Genomic DNA, 23086 nt, shown 5'->3' with positions numbered 1-23086 from the left:
AGCACAAGTTCTCCCTTACTATTTGCTCATTATGATTATAAATGATAGAAAAACTACTGACCAGTCTGTCAGTAGTTTTCTTAACATTAATGGAAGAAATGACTCTTGCTTCCGATCTCGGAAATTTTCTTCGTTTTATCTTCAAAGTGTGGGAAGAGGAAGGCACCTATTGCAACAAACACAATTGACACTGCTACAAGAATGATTATCGCAAACCAAGCATTTGGCCAGTAAATTCCTCCCGCTGATTCTCGTAAAAGGTTGACAGCATGAGTAAATGGTAAATAAGGATTAATGGCTTGGAAGAATTTTCCAGAAACTTGGATTGGATAGTTCCCACCACCACCAGAAATGGAAAGAACCAGGATGATAATCGCTATTCCTTTACCTACATTGCCAAACAGTGCGACCAGAACATAAACCATTATCATAAAGGCTATGGATATTAGTAAGGCAAAGAGAACACTGTAGAATGGATCTCTTACATCTACTCCTAAACCAAAATAATTTCCAAGCGTTACAATCAAGGCTTGAGCAAGTCCAATGGCTACGAAACTTCCCATTCGAGCAAAGAATTGTTCACGTTTAGAATAACGTTTTTTATCTTTATCTGATAAGTGAACCTCCGTTGTTGCCAAACTTGAAAGTAAGACTGCACCGACCCACAGACAAAGCGCAGTATAGAAAGGTGTACTTGCTGAACCATTGTTGGCAATCGGGTAGATTTGATTTTCTTGGACTTCAACTGGTTGTGTCAGGAAGTCGCTTTCTTTGGTCGCATCTAATTTTAGGAGTTTGACGATTTCACCTAAGTCAACTTCTTTTTCACCTTTTTGAATAGCTGCGGCTGCTTTTTGAATTCCTGATTTGATTTCAGGCCAATCATTTTGGATTAAATCATTGGCTTGATTCAAAGCAGACTCAACATCAGGCATTTTATCATTTGCCATTGTTAAGGTATCTGTCAAATCTTTACGAACACCAGCATAATCATTTTTAAAGAAATCAGAAGCTGTCCCTAACTTACTTTTAAGAGTAGGAAACTCATTTTTATAGAGATTAGCTCCCTCATTGATTGCATTAACAATAGTTGTCATATTGCCATTTAACATCACATTCGCATCATGAATTTCTTGTTTAATGGCTGGCATTTCGCCTTGATATTTTTCTAAAATGGTAATAGCATTAGAAACTGTTTGGCTTGTTGAATTTAGTAAGGCATCAAAGTCGATTTGTTGAGCTTGATTTAATAAACCTTTAGCGTCTGTTATGGTATTAATTAATGTTGTTAGAGCTTTATTAATTGTACTACTAATCTCACTGACATCAATTTTATTAATTAAATCAGAAATATTATTTACTACATCATTGATTTGTGATAGATAAGCTCGAATCTTAGTTACATCACCCTCTTGCACTAAGTCATTTAGGTGACTCATTCTGGTACTAAGTTCTGACAAGAGCGAATCTAGATTAGTTAATTGCTCAATAGTAGAATCTAAATCGTGATTTCCATTGCTTTCTTGCACCTGCTTCATATATTCAACAATATTTTGAATGGCTTCTCTTTGTTTAGCAATGTTATTAGTAAAATTGGTAATTAAGCTATTTATTTGTTCCTTTTCATCATCAGTTAATTGATTATCGGCAATCGCTTGGTCAATAACAGAAATAACGGATGAAGTATTTTTTGAGAACTCTTGAATTGATTGAAGTGTTATTTGAACGCTATTTGTAATGCTAGGCAACGCACTCTGCATTTTTTTCGCCGCATCCAAGGTTATAGTCCCCAAACTATCAGCATCTTGTCCCAATTTTTTAATGTCTGGCATTGATTTTTGGACTTGATTGATAATTTGTAAACCTTGTTTGGCTTCTTGAATGCCTTGAGTCATGTACTTTCTACTGACGCAAAGTCATCATCAATCATCGAGATTTGTTTTCCAGCATTTTGAATCTCAGGTATTTTCTCTTGAAGGGTCAAAACGAGTGAAAAACTTTTATCAATTTCTGGCATTTTATCATTTAATTTAATGACCTTTTGACCTAAAGCATCTACTTCTGGTAAATAAGTGATAAATTCATTAGCTTTTGCCAGTTTTTCTTTAATTTCTGGCATTTTTCCATGAAGATCAACAACTTGTTGAGTGTATTTATCAATGGTTCCTAAATTATCATTAGTTGATAAAATCACTGATTTAACCTTCTGAATACTTACCATGTTTTTATCAATATCGTAACCAATTGTATTGAAGGTTTTTAAAAGGGTACTACTTGCCGTTTTGATAAACTCTTCAGAAATTTGCGATTGTAGAGAAGAGGCTCCTTTTGATGTTATTTTGGGAGCGATGGCATTGATTTTTTCGTTAATTGAATAAACAATTTGTGGTTTTTTAATATCTCCCGTGGTGAAACTTAAGAGGTCTTTTGAAAAATCCTTTGGTAAATAGATTCCAGCATAGTATTTTCCAGATTTCACACCTTTATCTAAATCTGCTTTGGAATCAACAAATTTCCAGCCTAATTGGTGATTTTTCTTTAAATTTTTCAGTACTTCATCACCAATATTGATGGTTTTATCTTGAAAACTTGCAGATTTATCTGCACTATAGACCGCAATTGGCAGTTGCGAAGTATTGGCATAGGGGTCCCACAGGGCTTTAATATTAAACCAAGCATATAAAGAGGGAATTATCATTAGGGCGACAATTAAAAAAGTCGCCACGGGATTTTTAAATATTCGCTTCCAGTCTAGGGCAAACAACTTCCATGTATTTTTAATACTTTTCACTTCTTATCCTCATCATTCTTATCTCACTTGTAACTTTTTAAATTTCTTAAATATCATCGAGGCTTTTTCATACTTCATGACTGCGGATTTAAAAATTACGCAATACACGATTTTATCATATTTCATAAAAAAGTTCTAGCACTGCTTCCTTTTAATGGACACTTGCTTAACTATTGTAAATTTTTCTTGCTAGATAAAAATCTTAAATCAAAGAAATGTTTTGTTTGATAAAAAAAGGAGGAAAGCCCCCCTTTTTAATTATTCATTTGTTAAATCTTCACCGTTGCTTGCAATAACTTTCTTGTACCAGTTAAATGATTTCTTAGGCGTCCGTTTCAAACTTCCTTTACCATAATCGTCTCGGTCGACATAGATGAATCCATAACGTTTGCTCATCTCACCCGTTCCTGCTGATACTAAGTCAATACATCCCCAAGAAGTATAACCTAATAGTTCAACGCCATCAAGTTCAACTGCTTTCTTCATTTCTTTGATGTGTGCAGCCATGTAATCAATTCGATAATCATCAGCTACAAATCCATTTTCATCAGGTTTATCTACTGCTCCTAAACCATTTTCTACAATAAATAATGGTTTTTGATAGCGGTCATAAATAGAATTCATTGTGATTCTTAAACCAAGTGGGTCAATTTGCCAACCCCATTCACTGGCCTCTAAATAAGGATTTTTTACAGATTCAAAGATATTTCCAGCTGATTTATCTGCATCCTCATCCTTGACTTTAGCGACTCGACTTGCATAGTAACTAAATGAAATAAAGTCAACTGTGTTTTCAGAAAGGATTTCTAAGTCGCCTTTTTCAATCGGAAGTGTAATTTCTTCACGCTCTAATCTCTTTAAAAGGTAGTTTGGATATTTTCCACGAGATTGAACATCAATGAAAAAGAGATTATCATGATTTTGTTTTTGAGCTTCAAAAACATTTTCTGGATTACAATCAAATGGATAGTAATCTCCAGCAGCTAACATGCAGCCTATCTTATTTTCTGGGTCAACTTCATGTCCAATTTTTGTTGCTAAAGCCGATGCTAATAGTTCATGATGAGCGGCTAAGTATTTGGCTTGTTCTTTATTTTCTCCTTCTTCAAAAACAAGTCCTGCTCCCATAAATGGAGCATGGAGGAGCATATTAATTTCATTAAATGTCAACCAATAGCGAACTAATCCTTTATAACGAGTAAAAATTGCTCTGGCTAAATTTTCATAGAAACCAACCATTTTTCGATTACGCCAGCCACCGTATTCTTTAATTAGGTGGACAGGACAATCAAAGTGAGTGATGGTTACTAAGGGTTCAATTCCTAAACGTTGGCATTCTCTAAAAATATCTTCATAAAATTGCAAGCCTTCTTCATTTGGCTCTTGTTCGTCGCCTTTTGGAAAAATTCTTGTCCAAGCAATAGACATTCGATAGGTTTTAAATCCCATTTCAGCAAAAAGTGCGAGGTCTTCTTTCCAATGATGATACATATCAATCGCTTCTTTTGCTGGATAAAAATGCTCTTCATCGAATTCAAGGTGCTTCATTTCCCCTGTAATAATTGGAAAACGGTCTTTTCCGTGTGGAACAAGGTCGACATTGGCAAGCCCCCGTCCTCCCTGATTATAGCCGCCTTCACATTGATTAGCTGCAGTTGCTCCGCCCCAGAGAAAATCTTTACTAAATGGCATAATAGATGACACTCCTTTTTTTATTCTTTTTTTCATTTTAACATTTTTTTATGACATTTGATAGCGATCTCATCTATTTTTTGAAGCGTTTTCTATAATTTTATAAATAGAAAAGACTCAAATTAATTTGAGTCTTCTTCTTTTTCTGGTTCTGCCCAATTTCTTCGCAAACTAAAATGGTCTGGAACTAAATCATATCCTGGCTGGCAAAATGGGTGACAACGTAAAATACGTGCTGTTCCCATTGCCAAACCTTTGGCTGGTCCATGTTTTTCAATGGCCTGAACCATGTAATTGGAGCAGGTAGGATAATAGCGACAGGCTGGTGGCAAGGCTGGAGAAATCCAGCGTTGGTAGCCATGTACTGCTTTTACTAATACTTTTTTCATCTATTTCACTTTATTAAGTAAGAACTTATCATCATTCTTGCTAGTTTTACTGACAGACATTACCAGTTCTTTATTTTTACTGACAGAAATATTTTGGAACATCTGTCAGTAAATTTTTATTTCAAAAGACTAAGAATATCAGCAACCATAAGTTCTGGTGTCAAATGATAACGATTATAAAGTTCTGTCACTGGAACAGAATCATTAAATTCACGTTTCGCACCAAAGTTCAAAACTTTAACATCATACTTACCAAGGAAGGAAGCAACTTTTTGACCAAATCCTCCGTCAAGAATTCCATCTTCGATCGTTGCAATAACTTGATGATTTTCAACTAGGTTTTCAAGGAAAGCTTGGTCCAAATCGTTGATGAAAAGTGGATTTATTAGGGTTGCATTAATTCCATTTTCAGCCAAAACTTTAGCTACTTTTTCACCATGTGAATAAAGACCGCCAAGTGCCAATAGGGCAACTTTTTCGCCTGATTTTGTCATTTGATATGAAGGGGTTGAATAATCTGTGAGAACTGTCGGACGTGATTCTAAGCCGTGTTCTGGCATTTGAATCACAACTGGTTCTTCATGTTGCTCAAGTGCCCAATCAAGAATTGAAATAAATTCTTCTTCAGAAGTTGGAGCAAGATATTTGATATTTGGAATGTTTGAAATCCAAGTCATGGCTGATGAGCCTTGGTGTGTTTCATCTGAACCTGAAATAACTCCACCTTTAACAATAACAATTGCTGGTTCTTCATTAATTGCTAAGTCATGCCAAAATTGATCATAAGCACGTTGAACAAAAGTAGAATTGTGGAAAATAATTGGACGAGCACCAGCCGCAGCCATTGCACCACCAAAAGTAATGGTAAATTGCTCAGCAATTCCTGCATCAATATAACGGTCAGGATATTTAGCTGCAAATTGTTTCAGTCCAAAGATTCCTGGAATTGCTGCATTGATGGCAACAAGAGGAAGGCCTTCTGAAACCTTTTTATCCATGTAATCCAACATAACTGAACTATAAGATTTACCAGAATCAATCACTTTTGATTGACCAGTTTCTAAATCGAAAGGCATGTGCCAGTGAAAAGCTTCTTTATTTTCAAGAGCTGGTTGATAACCACGTCCTTTTTCAGTATGAATATGAAGGACAATTGGATGGTCGATATCTTTTACTTCTTCAAATAGGTGAATTAAAGATTCAATATCATTTCCATTTTCAAGATATTTATAATCTAAACCAAAAGTTTTAAAGAAGTTATTTTCGGCTTGACCATTTGTCGCCCGAAGTTCGGCAAGGTTACGGTAAAGTCCTCCATGATTTTCAGCAATTGACATTTGATTATCATTAACTAAAATAATGAGGTTTCCTTTGAAATCTCCGGCATTATTGAGGGCTTCCATAGCAAGTCCCCCAGAAAGTGAACCGTCACCAATGACCGCAACAATGTTGCCTTTGTCATTTGTCAAATCACGCGCTTTGGCATAACCTAAGGCATTAGCAATTGAAGTCGAGGTATGGCCAACTGTGAAAAAGTCGTGTTCTGATTCTCTTTGACTGGTGTAAGGTGTGATGTCATGGAAATGTCCATCAGTAAATCCATTTTTACGTCCAGTTAAAATTTTATGTGGATAAGTTTGGTGAGAAACATCCCAAATAAACTTATCAATTGGTGAATTGAAAACTTTATGAAGGGCAATTGTTAATTCAGTCACACCCAAGTTTGGGCCAACGTGTCCACCGATGTTTGATACTTTATGAAGAACTGCTGTTCTAATTTCTGAAGCTAATTCTTCTAGTTCTTGATTTGATACTTTTTTTAAATCCGCTGGGCTGTCTATTTTTTCTAACACTGACATCTCTGATTTTCTCCTTTTTAGATTTACTTAGTTATTTACTAACAGAAATTGTCTTTAAAAACTAGTAAATCGACTGACAAAATTGTCATAATTTGAATGTTACTATTATCTTATCATAATTTGTCAGTAATTTTTTCCTATCATATTTTACAACTTTTGGAAAATTTTTGCAGGATTTGAAATTGTGCTATCCACACGAATTCTAACAATGAATTTTGTACCTTTAGGTTTATTATCTTCAACTGTAATCTTCCCATTGTAAGCTTCAACAATTTGTTTGGCCAGAGAAAGACCCAAACCTAAGCCACCTTTTTGACGCGTTCTTGCTTTATCTACTCGGAAAAAGCGGTCAAAGATTTTTTTCTTATCTTCATCAGAAATTCCTTCACCATTATCGGCGACAGCAAAAACTAAGAATCCCCCATTTTTTTGAACATCTACAGAGATTTCACCCTCATCACCCGTGTATTTAAGAGCATTATCAAATAAGATGGTTAGCAATTGTTTAATCAGGGCTTGGTCCAAATTAATCGTTCCATCTAATTTCAAATGGCCTGAAAACTTTTTACCTGCGTTTTCAGCAAGCATTTCATAGCTATTAAAAATATTCTCAAAATAAGTTGCCGTAGTCGCCTCTGGCTCAATTCTGATTCCAGAATCTCGACGAGCTAAGTTCAGTAAGTTACTTGTTAATAAACGCATATTACGAACTTCTGATAAACTTTCAGAAATATTTTCTGATTCATCAATAATTGTTGCTGTTGGCTTTTGGAAAAGTAATTCTAGACGATTTTGCAAGATTGCCAGAGGTGTTCTCAATTCATGTGAAGCATTTTCAACAAATTCTTTTTGTTTTTCATAAGCGGCCAAAATTGGTTTTAATGTCCAGTTTGCAAGATATAGACTAATAATTACTGACAGAAGCCAGAAAGTAATCATTGTTGTCACAATGACCCACATGGCTCGGCTCATGGCATCTTGAATTTGGTCAACATTTGAAAAAATTTGTGCATAAACCGGAGTTACTGTTCCATCAGTATTTGTAATAATAAATTGTGATGTTGTCAGATAACGATAGTGCCAATTATCTCCATAAGGATTTTTTACAGAAACAGTTTGAATAGTGTTAATTTGATTTTCGTTAAATTTCATTGTTTTTTGCAGAAGGCTCATGCCAAAATTTGTACTTATATTTGCATTTGAACCCGCTGAAGGTATGAAACTTTTACCCTCTGAATCATAAAAAATTACACTATTATTGGGACCGTAATAGCCACTATCTTGCGAATTATTCATTCCTAATTGATTATTCGCTGCTTCTATCAAAAAGACTCGGTTTTGAGCCAAATTGTGTAAATTTTGGTCAGTCGCTCGATACATTCCTAATTGCATGACTTGAATAATAATCACGGCTAAAGCAACAAAAATGACTGTAAAAGCTAGAAAAAAATGAAGGAAATTTTTCCCATCATTTTTTACAATAGCTGAAGATTTAACTTGTTTAATTATTTTCTTCAAAGAGGTCTCATTTCTAGATAGATTTACTGACAGAACTTTTTGTTAATTTATAGATGACTTTCATCTCTATACAACAAGCTGTCAGTAAAATTTTATCTCAAGATATAGCCAACATTTCGCAAGGTTGAAAGATTATTGACAAATTCTGTATCTTTCAATTTTTTCCGAATTTTACTCATATAAACTTCAACAACAGTTACTGTTGTATCACTGTCATAACCCCAAATCCGGTCAAAAATTTGCTCTTTTGGCAAAATAACGTTTTGATTTTGCATTAAATAAACGACTAAATCAAATTCTTTTCCGATTAAATCAACAGGTTGATCATCAACTAAAGTTGATTTATTTGATAAATTCAAACGAATATTTCCATAAGTTAAACCGTTTGAATCTTCTAATTTACCTGTCCGTTTCAAAAGTGCTTGAATACGTGCTTTTAGTTCATCTAAATAGAAAGGTTTTGTTAAATAATCATCTGCTCCAATGTCGAATCCGTGCATTTTATCATCCAAAGATTCCTTAGCAGTCATGATTAAGACTGGCGTATCTACATTTTGCTCACGTAATTCCTTTAAGACTTCAAAACCATTCTTTTCTGGAAGCATTAAATCAAGCAAAATTAAATCATAAATTCCCAATTCTGCCTCATAGAGTCCTTCAACTCCATCATAAACCTGTTTGACTTGCGCAAATGATTTTAAGAAATCGTAAACAGATTTTGAGAGTGATAAATCATCCTCCACTAATAAAATTTTAATCATTGAATCCATCCCTTTTCACATTTTTTAGGGCTCATAATTTATAAATTATTTTTAGTTAAATTGCTTGGAAAGTCAATAAAACTGCGCCCAACCCTTTCTATTATTTTACACTATTATCATATTTTTGTCTTGTACTAGGCTTAACCTTATCTTAAACAAAACTAAAAAAGCTAGAATTTAAATTCTAGCTTTTGTTGATTCTCTAATAATTAATTCAAAAGGGATAATTGATTTTTCTGGCAAATTTTCTTTCTTATCTCGTAAGTCCAAGATTTTCTTAATTGCACTTGCCCCTAATTGCTCAATATGAATGTCAAAAGTTGTTAAATAAGGATGAATCATTGCTCCAAAGATAGAGTTGTTGTAAGTAATTAAACTCACATCTTCTGGAACATTTAGACCTTGACTTCTTAGACGTTCCACAACTTTTAAAGACAAGACATCATCCATAACTACAAGAGCTGTTTCATTTCGCAAGGAAAAATTAGCATCCATAAACAAGAGGTCATGATTGAGCCCAAGTTTCTCGGATTCATCTTTAAAACCTTGATAACGTTCTTCAAAAACTTCTGTTTCTTTCGTATCGGTCACAAATGAAATATTTTGATGTTTTAATTGTGCTAAATGACGAACAGCCTCGCGTCCAAGCAGCATATTATCATTATCCACATGGGTAATTTCATTTTTTCCTTCAGCCGGAGTTCCAACTAAAACAAAAGGAACCTTATTTTCTAATAAATAATCGCGAACTTCATCATTTTTTCCAGCGTAAAGCACGATAAATCCGTCAACTCGCTTTTCTGAATATTGAAGTTCAATCTGTTTTTTCAACTCTTTGGCTGAATGCCCCGTCGCAATAGCGATTGAAACATCGTAATCACGAGCTGTTTCATTGATTGAGGTCAATATTTTCATAAAGAAAGGTTGGCTCGCTTTGTCAGCCACTGGCGGGAAAACAACACCAATTGTATTTGTTTTTCCCGAAGCTAGAATCTGAGCCGCTGCATTCCTTCGATAACCTAATTCATGCATGGCTTTGCGAACTTTTACTTTTGTTTTATCTGAAATCTCTGAACTATCTTTAATGACCCGACTGACCGTTGAGGCATTAACACCAGCTTTTTTTGCAACATCTTTAATTGTAACTGCCATATTTTCACTTGAGACTAGCTAAACCCAGCTCAACTCACCGCTCCTTTCTCTTTCTTTTATTTGACACTCTGAAATTTTATTTTGCCAAATTTTCGATTAATTTTCAACTATTTTTTAGATTTTTGATAAAAAAGTCATTTAAAGACATCAAATTACTTTGTTTTCGTAACATAAAAATCTTTTAACTCAATTTTTTCACCATAGATTTCAAGATTTAAGGCTTGGCCACGTAATAATTCAAGTTTCACTTCTTGACCAACAGAAATTTTTAATAAACGTCCGCGATAGTTAATGTGAAAGGCATAACCCGTCCATGCTTGTGGTAAAAATGGGGCAAAACTCAATTGACCATCCCAGGTTTTCATTTGGGCAAAACCATGAACAATCGCCAACCATGAGCCAGTCATTGATGTGATGTGAAGTCCATCTTCTGTGTCGTTATTATAATTATCTAAGTCAAGACGAGCTGTTCTTTCATACATTTCAACAGCCTTGTCTTCCATGCCAAGCTCTGCTGCTAAAATCGCATGAATGGATGGAGAAAGTGAGCTTTCATGAACAGTTAATGGTTCATAAAAATCAAAATTTCGTTGTTTTTCGGCTAATGAAAATTGATTGCCGAAGAAATAAATTCCTTGAAGCACATCTGCTTGCTTAATATATGGACTACGTAACACTCGATCCCAAGACCAATTTTGGTTCAATGGAAGATTTTTAGGGTCAAGTTGAGCCACTGGAGTCAAATCTTTATCTAAATAGCCATCATGTTGAACAAAGATACCCAATTCTTCATCTTCTGGATAATACATTTTATCCACAATTTCTGCCCAGTGAGCAATTTCAGCTCCTTCAATTAAATCTGGGCGTGGATATTTCGCTAAACTTTCAGCAGTATAAGTCAAAACCCAAGCTGCCAATTTATTAGTGTACCAGTTGTTATTGATATTATTTTCATACTCATTTGGGCCTGTGACTCCATGAATCATGTATTTATCATTTCGTTTACTATAATGCACACGGTCTGCCCAAAAACGAGCAATTTCAATCAAAACTTCTAAGCCTTCATGAGCAAGATAAGTTTCATCTCCCGTGTAGTTGCTGTAGTTATAAATCGCATAAGCCATTGCTCCATTACGGTGAATTTCTTCAAATGTAATTTCCCACTCATTATGACATTCAACACCTGTAAAAGTAACCATTGGATACAAAGCACCTTTAAGTCCTTGTTGACGGGCATTATGTTGTGCTTGTGGCAATTGATTATGACGATATTTTAAAAGATTTTTAGCAACTTTTTCATCAGAAAGTGCCAAGTATAATGGAACGGCATAGGCTTCTGTATCCCAATAAGTTGCTCCGCCATATTTTTCTCCAGTAAATCCTTTAGGGCCAATATTTAAACGTTCATCTTCGCCGTAATAGGTAGAGAAAAGTTGGAAAAGATTAAAGCGAATCCCTTGTTGAGCTTCTGCTGAACCGTCAATTTGTACATCAGCAATTTCCCAACGTTTTTTCCAAGCGATTTCTTGTTCTTTATAAAATTCATGATATGTTTTCTTAGAAATTTCAAGGGTCAAATTTGATAGCACCTTTGTTAAATTCGAGGGTTCAATATCACGACTTGTGACAACTAAAACATTTTTGATAAAGGTGAGTGGTGCATTTTCTATTAATTTTGCTTCGTAAACATCTAAAACAGAACTTTCTCTTGTTTCTTGCTTAACTCGAGTAAAATCGCCTGCAAAGCTTTGTTTAGCTGCTACCGTAAATTGTTCAACTCCAAATGGATTAGGAATTGTTTCAGTGACAATAAATGAACCTGTAGCTGTATTATCAAGGTTTTTTACTGTCCAAAATTTTTCATCGTAGTTGGAATCTTCATTACGAACATTTGCATCAATGATTGAGGCTGTACGGATTTGATGAATTTCACCATCTAAGCTTTCAAACATGAAAGCAAAAACCGCAAGTTCTTGTTGAGCAATTGAGAAAAATCTTTCGGCAGTCACACGTACTCCATAAGCTACATAAGTATAGGTGAGTACCCCTTTTTCCATATCAAGCGACAGATTAAAATCAGTCACATGACTTGCGGCTAAATCAACCTCTTTGTCATCAATAAAAACTCTGACCGAAGCAAAATTGAGGGCATTGATTGCTTTACCAAAATATTCAGGATAACCATTTTTCCACCAACCTACACGTGTTTTATCTGGAAACCAAACCCCTGCAATGTAAGTCCCTTGGTGACTGTCGCCACTATAAGTTTCACTAAAATTTCCGCGCATTCCCATGTAGCCATTGCCAATGGAAGTAAGTGATTCTTGCAAACGACGGTCTTCTTTTTCAATCTGATTTGATGTAATTTTCCAAGGGTCAATGCCCATAATTCTTTTGATTTGTTTCATAGTGTTATCTTGTTCTCACCTTCTATTTTTTATAAACCCGATATTCCCAGGCTGACAGAACCATTTTTTCTTGAAATTTTTGATTTGAACTGCCCAAGACTTGTTGATAATTAATGACAGAACTTTCAGCAGAGCTGTCAGTAAAACTGTCAATTTTTGTAAAATCTAAATGAGCTTTTTTGTCAGCCAAATTGACAATAATTAAAAATTCAGCTCGTTCATAAACTAAAACTTGAGGATGTCTTTTAAAATGAAATTTAATTGAACCCTCTGAAATCGCTGGTTCTTGATGCCGTAATTCAATCAATTTTTTATAAAGTTCAATGAGTTCTTGATTAGTTCGACTACTAATAACAGAAAAATTTGGATTAATTTCCATCCAAGCTTGTCCACTTGTAAATCCTGCATTTTTAGAATTGTCCCACTGCATTGGTGTTCTTGAGTGTTCACGACTATTTTGGGTGACTTCTGCTAGTGCTTGATTTGCTGACAGTTCTGTCATTAACATTTCATATTTCTTTTTAATCTCGTCAGCTCGCAATTGCTTTGCGTCAGTAAATGGAAAATTAGTCATCCCAAATTCCTGCCCTTGATATATGAAAGGCGTTCCTCTTAAGAGCATATAACTGACAGCCAACGCTTTTGCTGATTCTATTGAACCATCGCCAAAAGTATCAATACTTCTTGGTTGGTCATGATTTTCAATATACAAAGCATTCCAACCCCGTTCAAGCAAATCTTCTTGCCAACGCATAATGACTTTTTTGTAGCCATAAATACTGCCCTGACCATTGCCATTTGATTTTCTGACATTATGTTCTAATTCAAAAATCATATTGATATAGCCAGCTTCATCGGTCCAATCGGGCGCTTGCTTGGAGCGAACCCCTGAAGCTTCCCCAACAGTCAAAGCACCATATTCATCAAAAATAGCTTTCAAATCTGACATATATGTTTCAATCCCAGCAACATTCATGAAAGGCACCCACGGGCCGTCGCCTTTCCAAGATTTAATTTTATAGTTCCATGGCATTTTTTGAATGTGTGAAATCGCATCTAATCTGAAGCCATCTATTCCCAAATCTAACCACCAGCGAATCATGTCATAAATTTCTTGCCGGACTTTGGGATTTTTCCAATTTAAATCAGGCTGCTCTTTGGCAAAAACGTGAAAATAAGCTTGTTTTGTTTTTTCATCATAAGCCCAAGTTGAATCACCAAAAAAGGAAATCCAATCATTTGGCATTTGGTTAGGGCTAGCGTCTTCCCACAAATAATAATCACGGTAAGGATTATCTTTTGATTTTTGACTTTCTAAAAACCAAGGGTGTTGGTCTGATGTATGATTGACTACCAAATCCATGATGACTTTCAAGCCATTTTCATGCGCTTTATCTAGTAATTTTTTAAAATCTTCAAGTGAGCCAAACATTTCATCAATGACTTGATAATCAGAAATATCATAGCCCCCGTCAACTTGTGGACTCTTGTAAATTGGATTTATCCAGATAAAATCAATCCCCAATTCACGTAGATAAGGAATTTTTTCAATGATGCCATTGATGTCGCCAATGCCATCTCCATTGGTATCTTTGAATGATTTTGGATAAATCTGATAACCTACCATCTTGTGAAAATCATTTGTTTTTATTTTTTTCATAGTTTTACATTTTCATTTTTAAAGTCCCTAAACTGAACTTATTTATTTTTTTAAAATAACGGTGCTGTAAGCTGGAATTGTCAATTTTCCATCAGTTAATTTTGCTTGAGAACTACTGACAGAAAGTTGGTCAGTGATTTTTGTCCCAACAATGCTTTTTGGGAGTTTCATTGTCACATTTTCTGTATCGGAAAAATTATTGATAATAGTCAAATCCTTTCCATAATTAATGACAGACAAGCTCTCTTCACTGACAGAAATATTTTTCAATCTGTCAGTCGCAATTTCAGGATATTTTGCTTTGACCCGTAAAATTTTTTTGTACCAATTGAGCAGTGAGTTCGGATTGGCTTCTTGTTGAGCTACTGAGCCTCCGTCAGTTGTGGCAATTTCTGTCGCACCTGGCACAGAAATGTCTGCTTTGGGAGAATCTGTCCCAGCAGCATTCCAAGGCATTGGCAAACGTTTATTTTGGTCAATGCCAGAACCTGTCAGCCCCAATTCCTCACCGTAGTAAATAAATGGATTTCCCGGCATCAAAAGATAAGTTTGAGCAGCCATTTTCTGCATGGATAAAGAACTTAAAAGTGTTGCAGATCGGTCTGTGTCATGATTACTCAAGAAAGGAGCGTCAATGGCTTTCGGGTTATCCGCATGAATTTCTTGGTCCCATGCTTCAATTTGTTGACCAAATAAAGAGCCTTCACCTAAGACTAAAGCTGAATTAATTGGACTTGAACTCGATTGCAAAGCATTCGGAAAGTCAAATAATGAATCAATACCTGACTGATAAATATCATCAATTGCCGAAGCCGTTGAAAAAACTTCACCCACTAAATAAGCTTTTGGATTTTGCTTTTTGACCGTGTCTGTCAGCCATTTTGTGAAAGCTGTCGTTTTTTTATCATCATTTGAGAAATAAAAACCGACAGCATCCAAACGGAAACCAGAAACACCTTTGTCCAACCAAAGTTTCGTAATTTTTGCAATTTCTTTTTTGACCTCAGGATTAGCAAGATTGAGGTCTGGCATCGATTTATCAAACTCTGACTCATAGTATTTGCCGTTGCTGGCTAAACTATAACCCTCTTCGGCTGTATCTGACCAATTATAATAATCCACATATTTTTTGTCGCCAGATAGTGCTTTTTGAAACCAGATATTATCAGTCGCCGTGTGGTTAAATGGCATATCCAAAATCACAGCAATTCCTCGTTTTTTAGCTTGAGCAATCAGATTTTCAAAATCAGCCATTGTCCCAAACTTGGGATTAATTTCTTCGTAATTAGTGACATCATAGCCATGATAACTAGGACTAGCAAAAATCGGTGTCATCCAAAGTCCTTGCACTTTCAAATCCGTTGTAGAATTGGATTTTCCAGTATTCAAGTAGTCTAAATGTTGCGTGACCCCATTTAAATCACCTTCGCCATCATGATTTGAATCGGCAAATGAACTCGTAAATATTTCATAAAAATTACGATACAAACTCCTATCAACCTTTTGGCTGACAGCCGCTTTTTTTACTGATGAATCTTTTGAATTTGCTTTTTGACAAGCACTTAAAGCACACGTCGCCAGTAAAGTTACTGACAGAAGTAAAAGCTTATTTTTCATAATATTCGTTCTCTTTTTCTTCCCAGTAAAGTCGGTCAGAATCAGTAATTTCGCGGAGAATTCGTGCTGGATTACCTACTGCAATCACATTTGCTGGCAAATTTTTTGTCACTACCGTTCCTGAACCCACAATTGTATTTTCGCCAATCGTAACGCCCAGATTAACAATTACTCCTGCACCGAGCCAAACTCGATTACCAATCGTAATCGCTTTTCCATATTCTAGTCCACGCTGTCGAACTCCGGCATCAATTGGATGAGAAGCCGTAATCAGACTGACGCGAGGTCCAAACATCACATCATCGCCAATCGTAATCGGTGCAACATCCAGAAAAATACAGTCCATATTGGCATAAAAGCGCTGACCAATTCTTGTATTTTTACCATAGTCGATGTAAAGCGGTGGATTTACAAATAACTCATCACCAGTTTGACCAAAAAGTTCTTTTTCAAGTGCCACAATTTTTTCTGTATCAAGTAGATTGAGTTGGTTAATTTCTTGATTTAATGCTCGATTATTATCAGGTTTGTATTCTGGTTCAACTTTACTTGCTTTATAGAGTTCGCCAGCAACCATTCTTTTAAATTCGCTCATTTTCACCTCACCCTTTTGCGCTTTTACTATTCCACTTCGCAAGCAAAGGCTTCCCAAGCTTTTAATTTAATCTGAGAAAGTTCAGGCAGGAAATTTTCATTGTGAATCAATAAGTCACGACAGACAAATCCTGTTTTAAATTGATTTTCTTCATCAGATAAATTGGCAACGACCAAATATTTCTTGCCCTTATAAGTCCGCAAATATGCAAAAACATCAGCCTCAGAATCAATCAACTTGAAGTCCCCATAAATGACCCAATCATGTTGTTTACGAAGTTCAATCAACTTTTGATAAGTATAAAAAACAGAATCAGGATCACTCATGGCTTGATCAGCATTAATTTCTTCATGATTAGGATTGACAGCGAGCCAAGGTTTTCCATCAGTAAAACCTGCATTTTCTCCAGCCGTCCATTGCATCGGTGTTCTTGCATTATCACGACCAACACGACGAATTGAATCCATGATTTCATTTTCAGAATGACCAGCAGCTAAGCGTTCAGCAAACATATTCCGTGACTCGATATCATTGACTTCTTCAATTAATTCAAAAGAATAATTCGTCATTCCAAGCTCTTCACCTTGATAAATATAAGGCGTTCCTTTCATCAAATGCAATAAAATCGCAAAAGTTTTAGCTGATTTCAAACGATATTTCCCGTCATTTCCCCAATTTGATACAATCCGTGGTAAATCATGATTATTCCAAAAAAGTGAATTCCAACCTTTTTCTAAAGCTTGCCATTTGGCTAAAATTTCTTTAAGTTTTGAAACTGAAAATTCCTTTTTATCCCATTTTTCGCCCTCATCAAGATAAGCATTTGTGATGTGTTCAAATTGAAAAACCATTGATAATTCTTGACGTTTAGGGTCAGAATAAAGTTCCGCAATCTCTGGTGTTGCTCCCCAAGTTTCACCTACGGTCAGCAAATTTTTCTGACCAAAAGTTGCCTGATTCATCTCATGCAAATACTCATGTAATTTAGGCCCATTTCCTGTGATTTCTTGGTCAATTTCTTTCCCAATCAAGTCAATCACATCCATGCGAAAACCGCCGATTCCCTTATCAATCCAGAAATTCATCATGTCATAAACTTCTTGATGAACCTGAGGATTTCCCCAGTTTAAATCTGGCTGACGCTTGCTAAAAAGATGAAGGAAATATTGGCCCGATTCCTCATCAAATTCCCAAGCAGAACCAGAAAAGGTAGATTGCAAACCATTGGGTTCATCAGCCCAAATATAATAATCACGATAAGCATTATCTTTTGATTTTCTAGCTTCCACAAACCACTTATGTTCATCGGAAGTATGATTAACTACCAAATCCATAACAATTTGAATGTTTCGCTTTTTAGCTTCCATGAGCAATTCATCCATATCCGCCATCGTTCCAAAAACATCAGCAATTGCTTGATAATCAGAAATATCATAACCATTATCATCCATTGGCGATTGATAAACTGGACTCAACCAAATTGCACCAATCCCAAGTTTTTCAAGATAATCTAATTTAGAGATAATTCCTTGCAAATCACCAACACCATCACCATTAGCATCCATAAAAGAACGCGGATAAATCTGATAAACGACTGTTTTTTGCCACCAATTTTCTTTCATATTAACTACTCCATTAAGATGTGAGTTCATTCTCCTATTTTCCTAGGGTATAGGAGAATGAACTCAATTAAAATTTTACTGACAGCTTTATAAGTTAATCCCGTCAGTAAAATACTCACTAAACCAAAGATTCTGTCAGCAATTTTTACTGACAAAACTATCAGCAAAGCCGATAGTTTCTTTATTTACCGATTCAATGATTCCCTCGGTCGCAGTGAACTGACAGAATCCGTTTTCTATTTATAGATTACAAAACCATATTGTAAAATATTATTTTGGTCAACCAAATTAGAGAAAACCACTTCATCAGCTGAAAAATAAGCCGGTTTTTCGCCAATATTGAAAATAGCTTTCAAAGATCCACGTTCAAATTTCACAATGCCATTTTCTGAATCTACGATTTTCCATTCTACTTCTGAATCACTTAAAATTCCTTGATATTGTTTGCGTAGAGCAATCAGATTTTTAAAGAAATCAAACATCTCTAAATCTTGATCTTTTTCTTCCCAAGGCATCACCTTACGACACTCAGGGTCCATTCCACCTGTCACCGCATACTCATCCCCATAATAAATACAAGGCACACCTGGTTGCATGAAGGTGAACGTTTCAACCAATTTCATCAAATTTTTATTATTTTTTGCAACAGTCAAAATTCTGGGTGTATCATGAGAATCTAAAACATTAAACATCATTTGATTCACTTGCTTACGGTATAATGTCAGTTGCGTATTAATATTAGAAACCATTTGTTCCAAAGAAATCTTCTTCGTAATCAAACCATCTTTAATCGCATCAGTATAAGCATAGTTCATAACGGCAGAGAATTCGTCACCAACTAACCAAGGTTGTGCAGAATGCCAAACCTCACCTAAAATATAAAAATCATCTTTTGCCGCGTCACAAGTTGTACGGAATTTTTTCCAGAAAGTATGATCCACTTCATCCGCCACATCCAAACGCCAAGCATCAATATCAAACTCAGAAATCCAATAATCAGCTACTTTCAAAAGATAAGCTTCAACCTCTGGGTTAGCCGTATTGAGTTTTGGCATGTGTGGAGTAAAGGCAAAAGTATCATAAGTTGCATTCTCAGCATTTTCAAAATCATCAGTCGGAGTATAAGTTGCTGGCCAACTATTAACATGGAACCAATCCGCAAATTTTGATTTTTCTTGATTTTTCAATACATCTTGCCATTGAGCAGACGTATCTCCGATGTGATTAAAGACCGCATCTAACATGACTTTAATACCACGCGCATGTGCTTCTTTCACCAAAGTTTTAAACAATTCCTTATCCCCAAATTGCTTATCAATTTCCATATAATCTTCTGTATCATATTTATGATTAGAAAAAGCTTGGAAAATAGGAGTAAAGTAAATGCCATTCACACCGAGTTCAGTCAAATGTTCCAAATGATCAATCACCCCTTGCAAATCTCCCCCATAAAAATCTTGACGGTCAGGAACATCTTGTGGATTCCAAGCTTTTGTTCCCTCAGGATCATTGCTCGTATCCCCATTGGCAAAACGTTCAGGGAAAATTTGATACCAAACCGTTTCTTTGACCCATTCAGGTGCTTTAAAACGATCACTTTCATGGAAATAAGGCAAACGGAAAGCCCCATATTTTTTAGTCACCAAGCTCTCATCATAATCAAACATTCCTTGGTCTGTGTAAACTACTTTTTCTCCATCCAAACCTGTAATGACAAATAAGTAATCTACTCGTTTCGTTGCAACAGTAATTTCGGCCTCAAAATAATCGCTAATATTAGTAGAAAGATACTTTTTCATCTCTACTTTTTGACTAGCCCAATACTGTGTTTCAGGGTTATCAAGCCCTTCCCACGAATAAGGATCGCCATAAAATAATTCGACTTTTTCCACATCAGATTTTTGTGTTTGCAGACGAACATGCATCAGATTTTTTGCATAAAGATAAGCAAATTCCGACTCAGGACGATGATAAATTGCAGCTTTGTTCATAATAGAACCTCCAAATTTTTTTGATGGCTGTACTGTCTTAAACTATTTTCAATTAATCTCAAGGACAGCGAAAAGCACCTTTTCCGTCGCTTTTCTATAGTGTCATTTCCACCACATCTGGAGAAGATAAATCTCACATTAATCATATTTTATCATAACGCTTTCATTGACGCAACCGTTTGCGACAATTTTCGCATATTATTTTTTAAAACATTTATTTTTCATTCTAAAGAATACGCTGAAAAGTCGGTATAAACCAATTTCTAAGTAATCAAAATGTAATATTTTTCCCCTTGACAAAAAGCAAACGGTTGCGTAAAATGAGGAGTGTATAAAATAAACCGTTTTCATTAGGAGGAAACACAAAATGAAATCATGGAAAAAAGTTGCTCTTGGTGGAGCATCTGTACTCGCCCTCGCAACCCTCGCAGCTTGCGGTTCATCAGCAAGTTCTAACAAATCATCATCTTCTTCTAGCTCAAACAATGTTAAAGGTAATGTTACCTTGTGGGTTGACCCAGCTAATGTTGATAGCTACAAAACACTAGTAACTGGCTTTGAAAAAAAATATCCTGATGTTAAAGTAAAAGTCAATCAATCTCCAACAGGTTCTGCAAATGCCAAAACTGACGTTGGTAAAGACCCAGCAAAAGCAGCGGATGTCTTCAAAGTTCCTAATGACCAACTTGGTGCCATGGCTGAAGCAGGTTACATTAACCCTCTTTCTCCTGATGCAACAAAATGGGTAGACAAAAATGACATTTCTGTTGCTGGAGAAGCTGTTTCTTGGAAAGGTAAATATTATGCCTATCCTCAAGACCAACAATCAAATATCATCTTCTATAACAAAGCTAAATTCTCTGAAGCACCAACTAGTTGGACTCAATTTACACAAGATAAAGCAATCGGTACAGACTTTACAAACTCTTATAACTGGTATCCAGCCTTCCTTTCAAACGGTACAGTATTGTTTGGTAAAGATGGTGAAACTTTAGATGGTACTGACGTTGCCGGAGATGCTGGACTTCAAGTCTTGAATTGGTTTGCAAAACAAAAATCTAACACAGGTGTTGTCCAATCAGGTCAAGCATTGCTAGCTGATTTAAAATCAGGTAAAACAGCTGCTGTCCTCGATGGACCTTGGGATGCAAGTAATGTTAAGAAAATTCTTGGCGACAATTACGGTGTGACCACCCTTCCAACAATTGATTTCGGCTCTGGCGAAAAGAAAATGCAAGCTTTCTCTGGTGTAGGTACACTTGCTGTTAACTCTGCTTCTAAAAATCAAGTCGCTGCATCTTCTCTCGCTCAATATCTTTCTAATGCTGACTCACAAAAAGAACTTTATAAAGATAATAATGCAATCCCAGTTGCTAAAAGTTTGCAAACTGATTCAGATATTACCGCAGACCCAGCTGCCCAAGCTGTTATCAAACAAGTGCCTGAAGATACTTTGATGCCTAAAATGCCTGAAATGGCCACATTCTGGAATTTAGCTGCTCCTTTGATTAATAATACATACCTTGGTAAGACTCCTGCTTCACAATATGACAGTCAACTTAAAACTTTCCAAGATTCTATCTCTAAAGCAACTAAATAATTCATTAGTACTCTTTTAAAGAGGTTGGGCACAGCCTAATCTCTTTATTTATTAGAAAAGGACAAAGTTATATGTTCAGAAAAAAAACTTCTTTACCACCTGAAGCCACTTATAAAGAAGTCTGGTCTAAAGGGGATATTTTTGCAAAACTGAGTTTTTTTGTGATGGGACTCTTTCAATTAAAAAATAAGCAATGGCTAAAAGGGCTTCTCCTTCTTGCCAGTGAAGTCATTATTATTTGGTGGTTACTCTTTTCAGGCTTTAAAGCTATCAGTATGCTTGGAACTCTTGGTACAGTAAAAACTAAAAAAGTTGTCTGGGATGCTTCTGAGGGAGTATATAATACTCTTTTACCTGATAATTCTATGCTCTACCTTCTATTTGGTGTTTTTGCAATAGTAGCGATTGGTTTACTTATATTTTTATATATCGTTCATCTTAGATCTCTTCGTCACCTCTATGCACTTAATCGTGACAATAAGCATATTCCAACAACGCTGGAAGATTTATCTTCACTATTAGATGATAAACTTTACATTACATTAATGGTTCTTCCACTTCTTGGAATTTTAGCTTTCACTGTTGCTCCGTTAATCTTTATGATTACCCTAGCCTTTACAAACTATGATACTCAACATTTAATTGGTTTTTCATGGACTGGATTGTCTGCATTTGCTCAAGTTTTCCAAGGGGACTACGGAAAAGCCTTTTTCCCACTATTAATTTGGACCATTATTTGGGCTGTAGCTGCAACTTTAACAACATTCCTTGGTGGTGTTCTATTAGCCTTGCTAATAGAATCCAATGGTGTTAAATTTAAAGGTTTTTGGAGAACTATATTTGTTGTAGTGTTTGCCGTTCCTCAATTTGTTTCTTTGCTTTTAATGGGAATGTTCTTAGACGACCATGGGCCTATTAATAGCGTTTTACAAAATGCCCACTGGATTAAAGGGCCAATTCAATTTTTATCTGACCCAATCTTGGCTAAAATTTCAGTTATTGGTGTAAACATGTGGATTGGTATTCCAGTAACAATGTTAGTTTCAACTGCTATCATTCAAAATTTATCGCAAGATCAAATTGAAGCAGCAAAAATTGATGGAGCTAATACTTTCCAAGTGTTTAAATCAATTACATTCCCACAAATATTATTTGTTTTAACCCCAACATTGATCCAACAATTTATTGGTAATTTCAATAATTTCAACGTTATTTATCTTCTTACAGGAGGTGGACCAAATACAGACAATAACTTGGCAAATGCTCAAGCAGGAACAACCGATTTATTAATTACTTGGCTCTATAAACTTACTACACAATCTACAAGAAATTACGCTCTTGCTTCTGCTATTGGTATCATAATATTTGTTATCACAGCAACTGCATCACTCGCTCTATATCGTAGAACTAATGCATTTAAGGAGGGCTAAT

At 35.6% G+C, this 23086-nt stretch carries 14 protein-coding genes and 1 pseudogene; 2 read left to right on the top strand and 13 right to left on the bottom strand.

Features of this window, described 5'->3' with window-relative positions:
* Positions 1-86 precede the first annotated feature (86 nt).
* The 13 genes and pseudogenes from MHB61_RS00855 to MHB61_RS00795 form a co-directional block, all read right to left on the bottom strand.
* A pseudogene (locus tag MHB61_RS00855) lies at positions 87-2791 on the bottom strand (YhgE/Pip family protein).
* A gap of 258 nt (positions 2792-3049) precedes the next feature.
* Positions 3050-4483: a 6-phospho-beta-glucosidase gene (locus MHB61_RS00850; protein ID WP_014570674.1), complete on the bottom strand. Its 1434-nt coding sequence runs from the start codon at positions 4481-4483 to the stop codon at positions 3050-3052.
* A gap of 122 nt (positions 4484-4605) precedes the next feature.
* Positions 4606-4872 (bottom strand): membrane protein insertion efficiency factor YidD, encoded by a 267-nt coding sequence (gene yidD, locus MHB61_RS00845; protein ID WP_010906087.1) that lies wholly within the window; start codon positions 4870-4872, stop codon positions 4606-4608.
* 116 nt (positions 4873-4988) lie between these two features.
* Positions 4989-6731, bottom strand: a complete 1743-nt coding sequence (locus MHB61_RS00840; RefSeq protein ID WP_010906088.1) for a 1-deoxy-D-xylulose-5-phosphate synthase — start codon at positions 6729-6731, stop codon at positions 4989-4991.
* Positions 6732-6878: 147 nt separating this feature from the next.
* A complete protein-coding gene (locus MHB61_RS00835; RefSeq protein WP_137016677.1) occupies positions 6879-8249 on the bottom strand; it encodes a sensor histidine kinase in 1371 nt (456 codons plus the stop codon).
* Between the two features lie 92 nt (positions 8250-8341).
* Positions 8342-9010, bottom strand: a complete 669-nt coding sequence (locus MHB61_RS00830) for a response regulator transcription factor (RefSeq protein ID WP_021722129.1) — start codon at positions 9008-9010, stop codon at positions 8342-8344.
* Between the two features lie 177 nt (positions 9011-9187).
* Positions 9188-10162, bottom strand: coding sequence for a LacI family DNA-binding transcriptional regulator (locus MHB61_RS00825; RefSeq protein WP_003130365.1), 975 nt, complete (start codon positions 10160-10162; stop codon positions 9188-9190).
* Between the two features lie 152 nt (positions 10163-10314).
* Positions 10315-12570, bottom strand: coding sequence for a glycoside hydrolase family 65 protein (locus MHB61_RS00820; protein ID WP_003130366.1), 2256 nt, complete (start codon positions 12568-12570; stop codon positions 10315-10317).
* 22 nt (positions 12571-12592) lie between these two features.
* Positions 12593-14230, bottom strand: coding sequence for an alpha-glucosidase (locus MHB61_RS00815; RefSeq protein WP_003130367.1), 1638 nt, complete (start codon positions 14228-14230; stop codon positions 12593-12595).
* Positions 14231-14272: 42 nt separating this feature from the next.
* Entirely contained in the window at positions 14273-15847 is a 1575-nt protein-coding gene (locus MHB61_RS00810; RefSeq protein ID WP_003130368.1) for an alpha-amylase family glycosyl hydrolase, read from the bottom strand.
* Positions 15837-16442 (bottom strand): sugar O-acetyltransferase, encoded by a 606-nt coding sequence (locus MHB61_RS00805; RefSeq protein ID WP_032398850.1) that lies wholly within the window; start codon positions 16440-16442, stop codon positions 15837-15839. The genes MHB61_RS00810 and MHB61_RS00805 overlap by 11 nt, the downstream gene beginning before the upstream one ends.
* Positions 16443-16468: 26 nt before the next feature.
* A complete protein-coding gene (locus tag MHB61_RS00800; RefSeq protein WP_003130371.1) occupies positions 16469-18064 on the bottom strand; it encodes a glycoside hydrolase family 13 protein in 1596 nt (531 codons plus the stop codon).
* Positions 18065-18300: 236 nt separating this feature from the next.
* Positions 18301-20055 carry a glycoside hydrolase family 13 protein gene (locus MHB61_RS00795; RefSeq protein WP_003130373.1) on the bottom strand — a complete coding sequence of 585 codons (1755 nt, stop codon included), beginning with the start codon at positions 20053-20055 and terminating at the stop codon, positions 18301-18303.
* Between the two features lie 367 nt (positions 20056-20422).
* On the opposite strand from MHB61_RS00795, the gene MHB61_RS00790 reads away from it, so the two are divergent.
* The gene (locus MHB61_RS00790) at positions 20423-21655 is read left to right on the top strand and encodes an extracellular solute-binding protein (RefSeq protein WP_003130374.1); all 1233 of its coding nucleotides are present in this window, start codon (positions 20423-20425) and stop codon (positions 21653-21655) included.
* A 71-nt stretch (positions 21656-21726) separates the two neighbouring features.
* Positions 21727-23085, top strand: coding sequence for a carbohydrate ABC transporter permease (locus tag MHB61_RS00785; protein ID WP_003130376.1), 1359 nt, complete (start codon positions 21727-21729; stop codon positions 23083-23085).
* The last annotated feature ends 1 nt before the right edge of the window (position 23086 follow it).

Origin of the sequence: Lactococcus sp. FSL K6-0773, from assembly GCF_038006485.1 — a bacterium.
Classification (GTDB): domain Bacteria; phylum Bacillota; class Bacilli; order Lactobacillales; family Streptococcaceae; genus Lactococcus; species Lactococcus lactis.
Note: the sequence above shows the minus strand (reverse complement) of the source record. Positions and strands in the feature narration are given on the sequence as shown.

Bases quoted from the DNA above. Each gene is read 5' to 3' on its own strand.
- MHB61_RS00795 (WP_003130373.1), bottom strand. From the start codon at position 20,055: ATGAACAAAGCTGCAATTTATCATCGTCCTGAGTCGGAATTTGCTTAT.
- MHB61_RS00785 (WP_003130376.1), top strand. From the start codon at position 21,727: ATGTTCAGAAAAAAAACTTCTTTACCACCTGAAGCCACTTATAAAGAA.
- MHB61_RS00850 (WP_014570674.1), bottom strand. From the start codon at position 4,483: ATGCCATTTAGTAAAGATTTTCTCTGGGGCGGAGCAACTGCAGCTAAT.
- MHB61_RS00805 (WP_032398850.1), bottom strand. From the start codon at position 16,442: ATGAGCGAATTTAAAAGAATGGTTGCTGGCGAACTCTATAAAGCAAGT.
- MHB61_RS00820 (WP_003130366.1), bottom strand. From the start codon at position 12,570: ATGAAACAAATCAAAAGAATTATGGGCATTGACCCTTGGAAAATTACA.
- MHB61_RS00800 (WP_003130371.1), bottom strand. From the start codon at position 18,064: ATGAAAGAAAATTGGTGGCAAAAAACAGTCGTTTATCAGATTTATCCG.
- MHB61_RS00840 (WP_010906088.1), bottom strand. From the start codon at position 6,731: ATGTCAGTGTTAGAAAAAATAGACAGCCCAGCGGATTTAAAAAAAGTA.
- MHB61_RS00810 (WP_003130368.1), bottom strand. From the start codon at position 15,847: ATGAAAAATAAGCTTTTACTTCTGTCAGTAACTTTACTGGCGACGTGT.
- MHB61_RS00815 (WP_003130367.1), bottom strand. From the start codon at position 14,230: ATGAAAAAAATAAAAACAAATGATTTTCACAAGATGGTAGGTTATCAG.
- MHB61_RS00825 (WP_003130365.1), bottom strand. From the start codon at position 10,162: ATGGCAGTTACAATTAAAGATGTTGCAAAAAAAGCTGGTGTTAATGCC.
- MHB61_RS00830 (WP_021722129.1), bottom strand. From the start codon at position 9,010: ATGATTAAAATTTTATTAGTGGAGGATGATTTATCACTCTCAAAATCT.
- MHB61_RS00790 (WP_003130374.1), top strand. From the start codon at position 20,423: ATGAAATCATGGAAAAAAGTTGCTCTTGGTGGAGCATCTGTACTCGCC.
- yidD (WP_010906087.1), bottom strand. From the start codon at position 4,872: ATGAAAAAAGTATTAGTAAAAGCAGTACATGGCTACCAACGCTGGATT.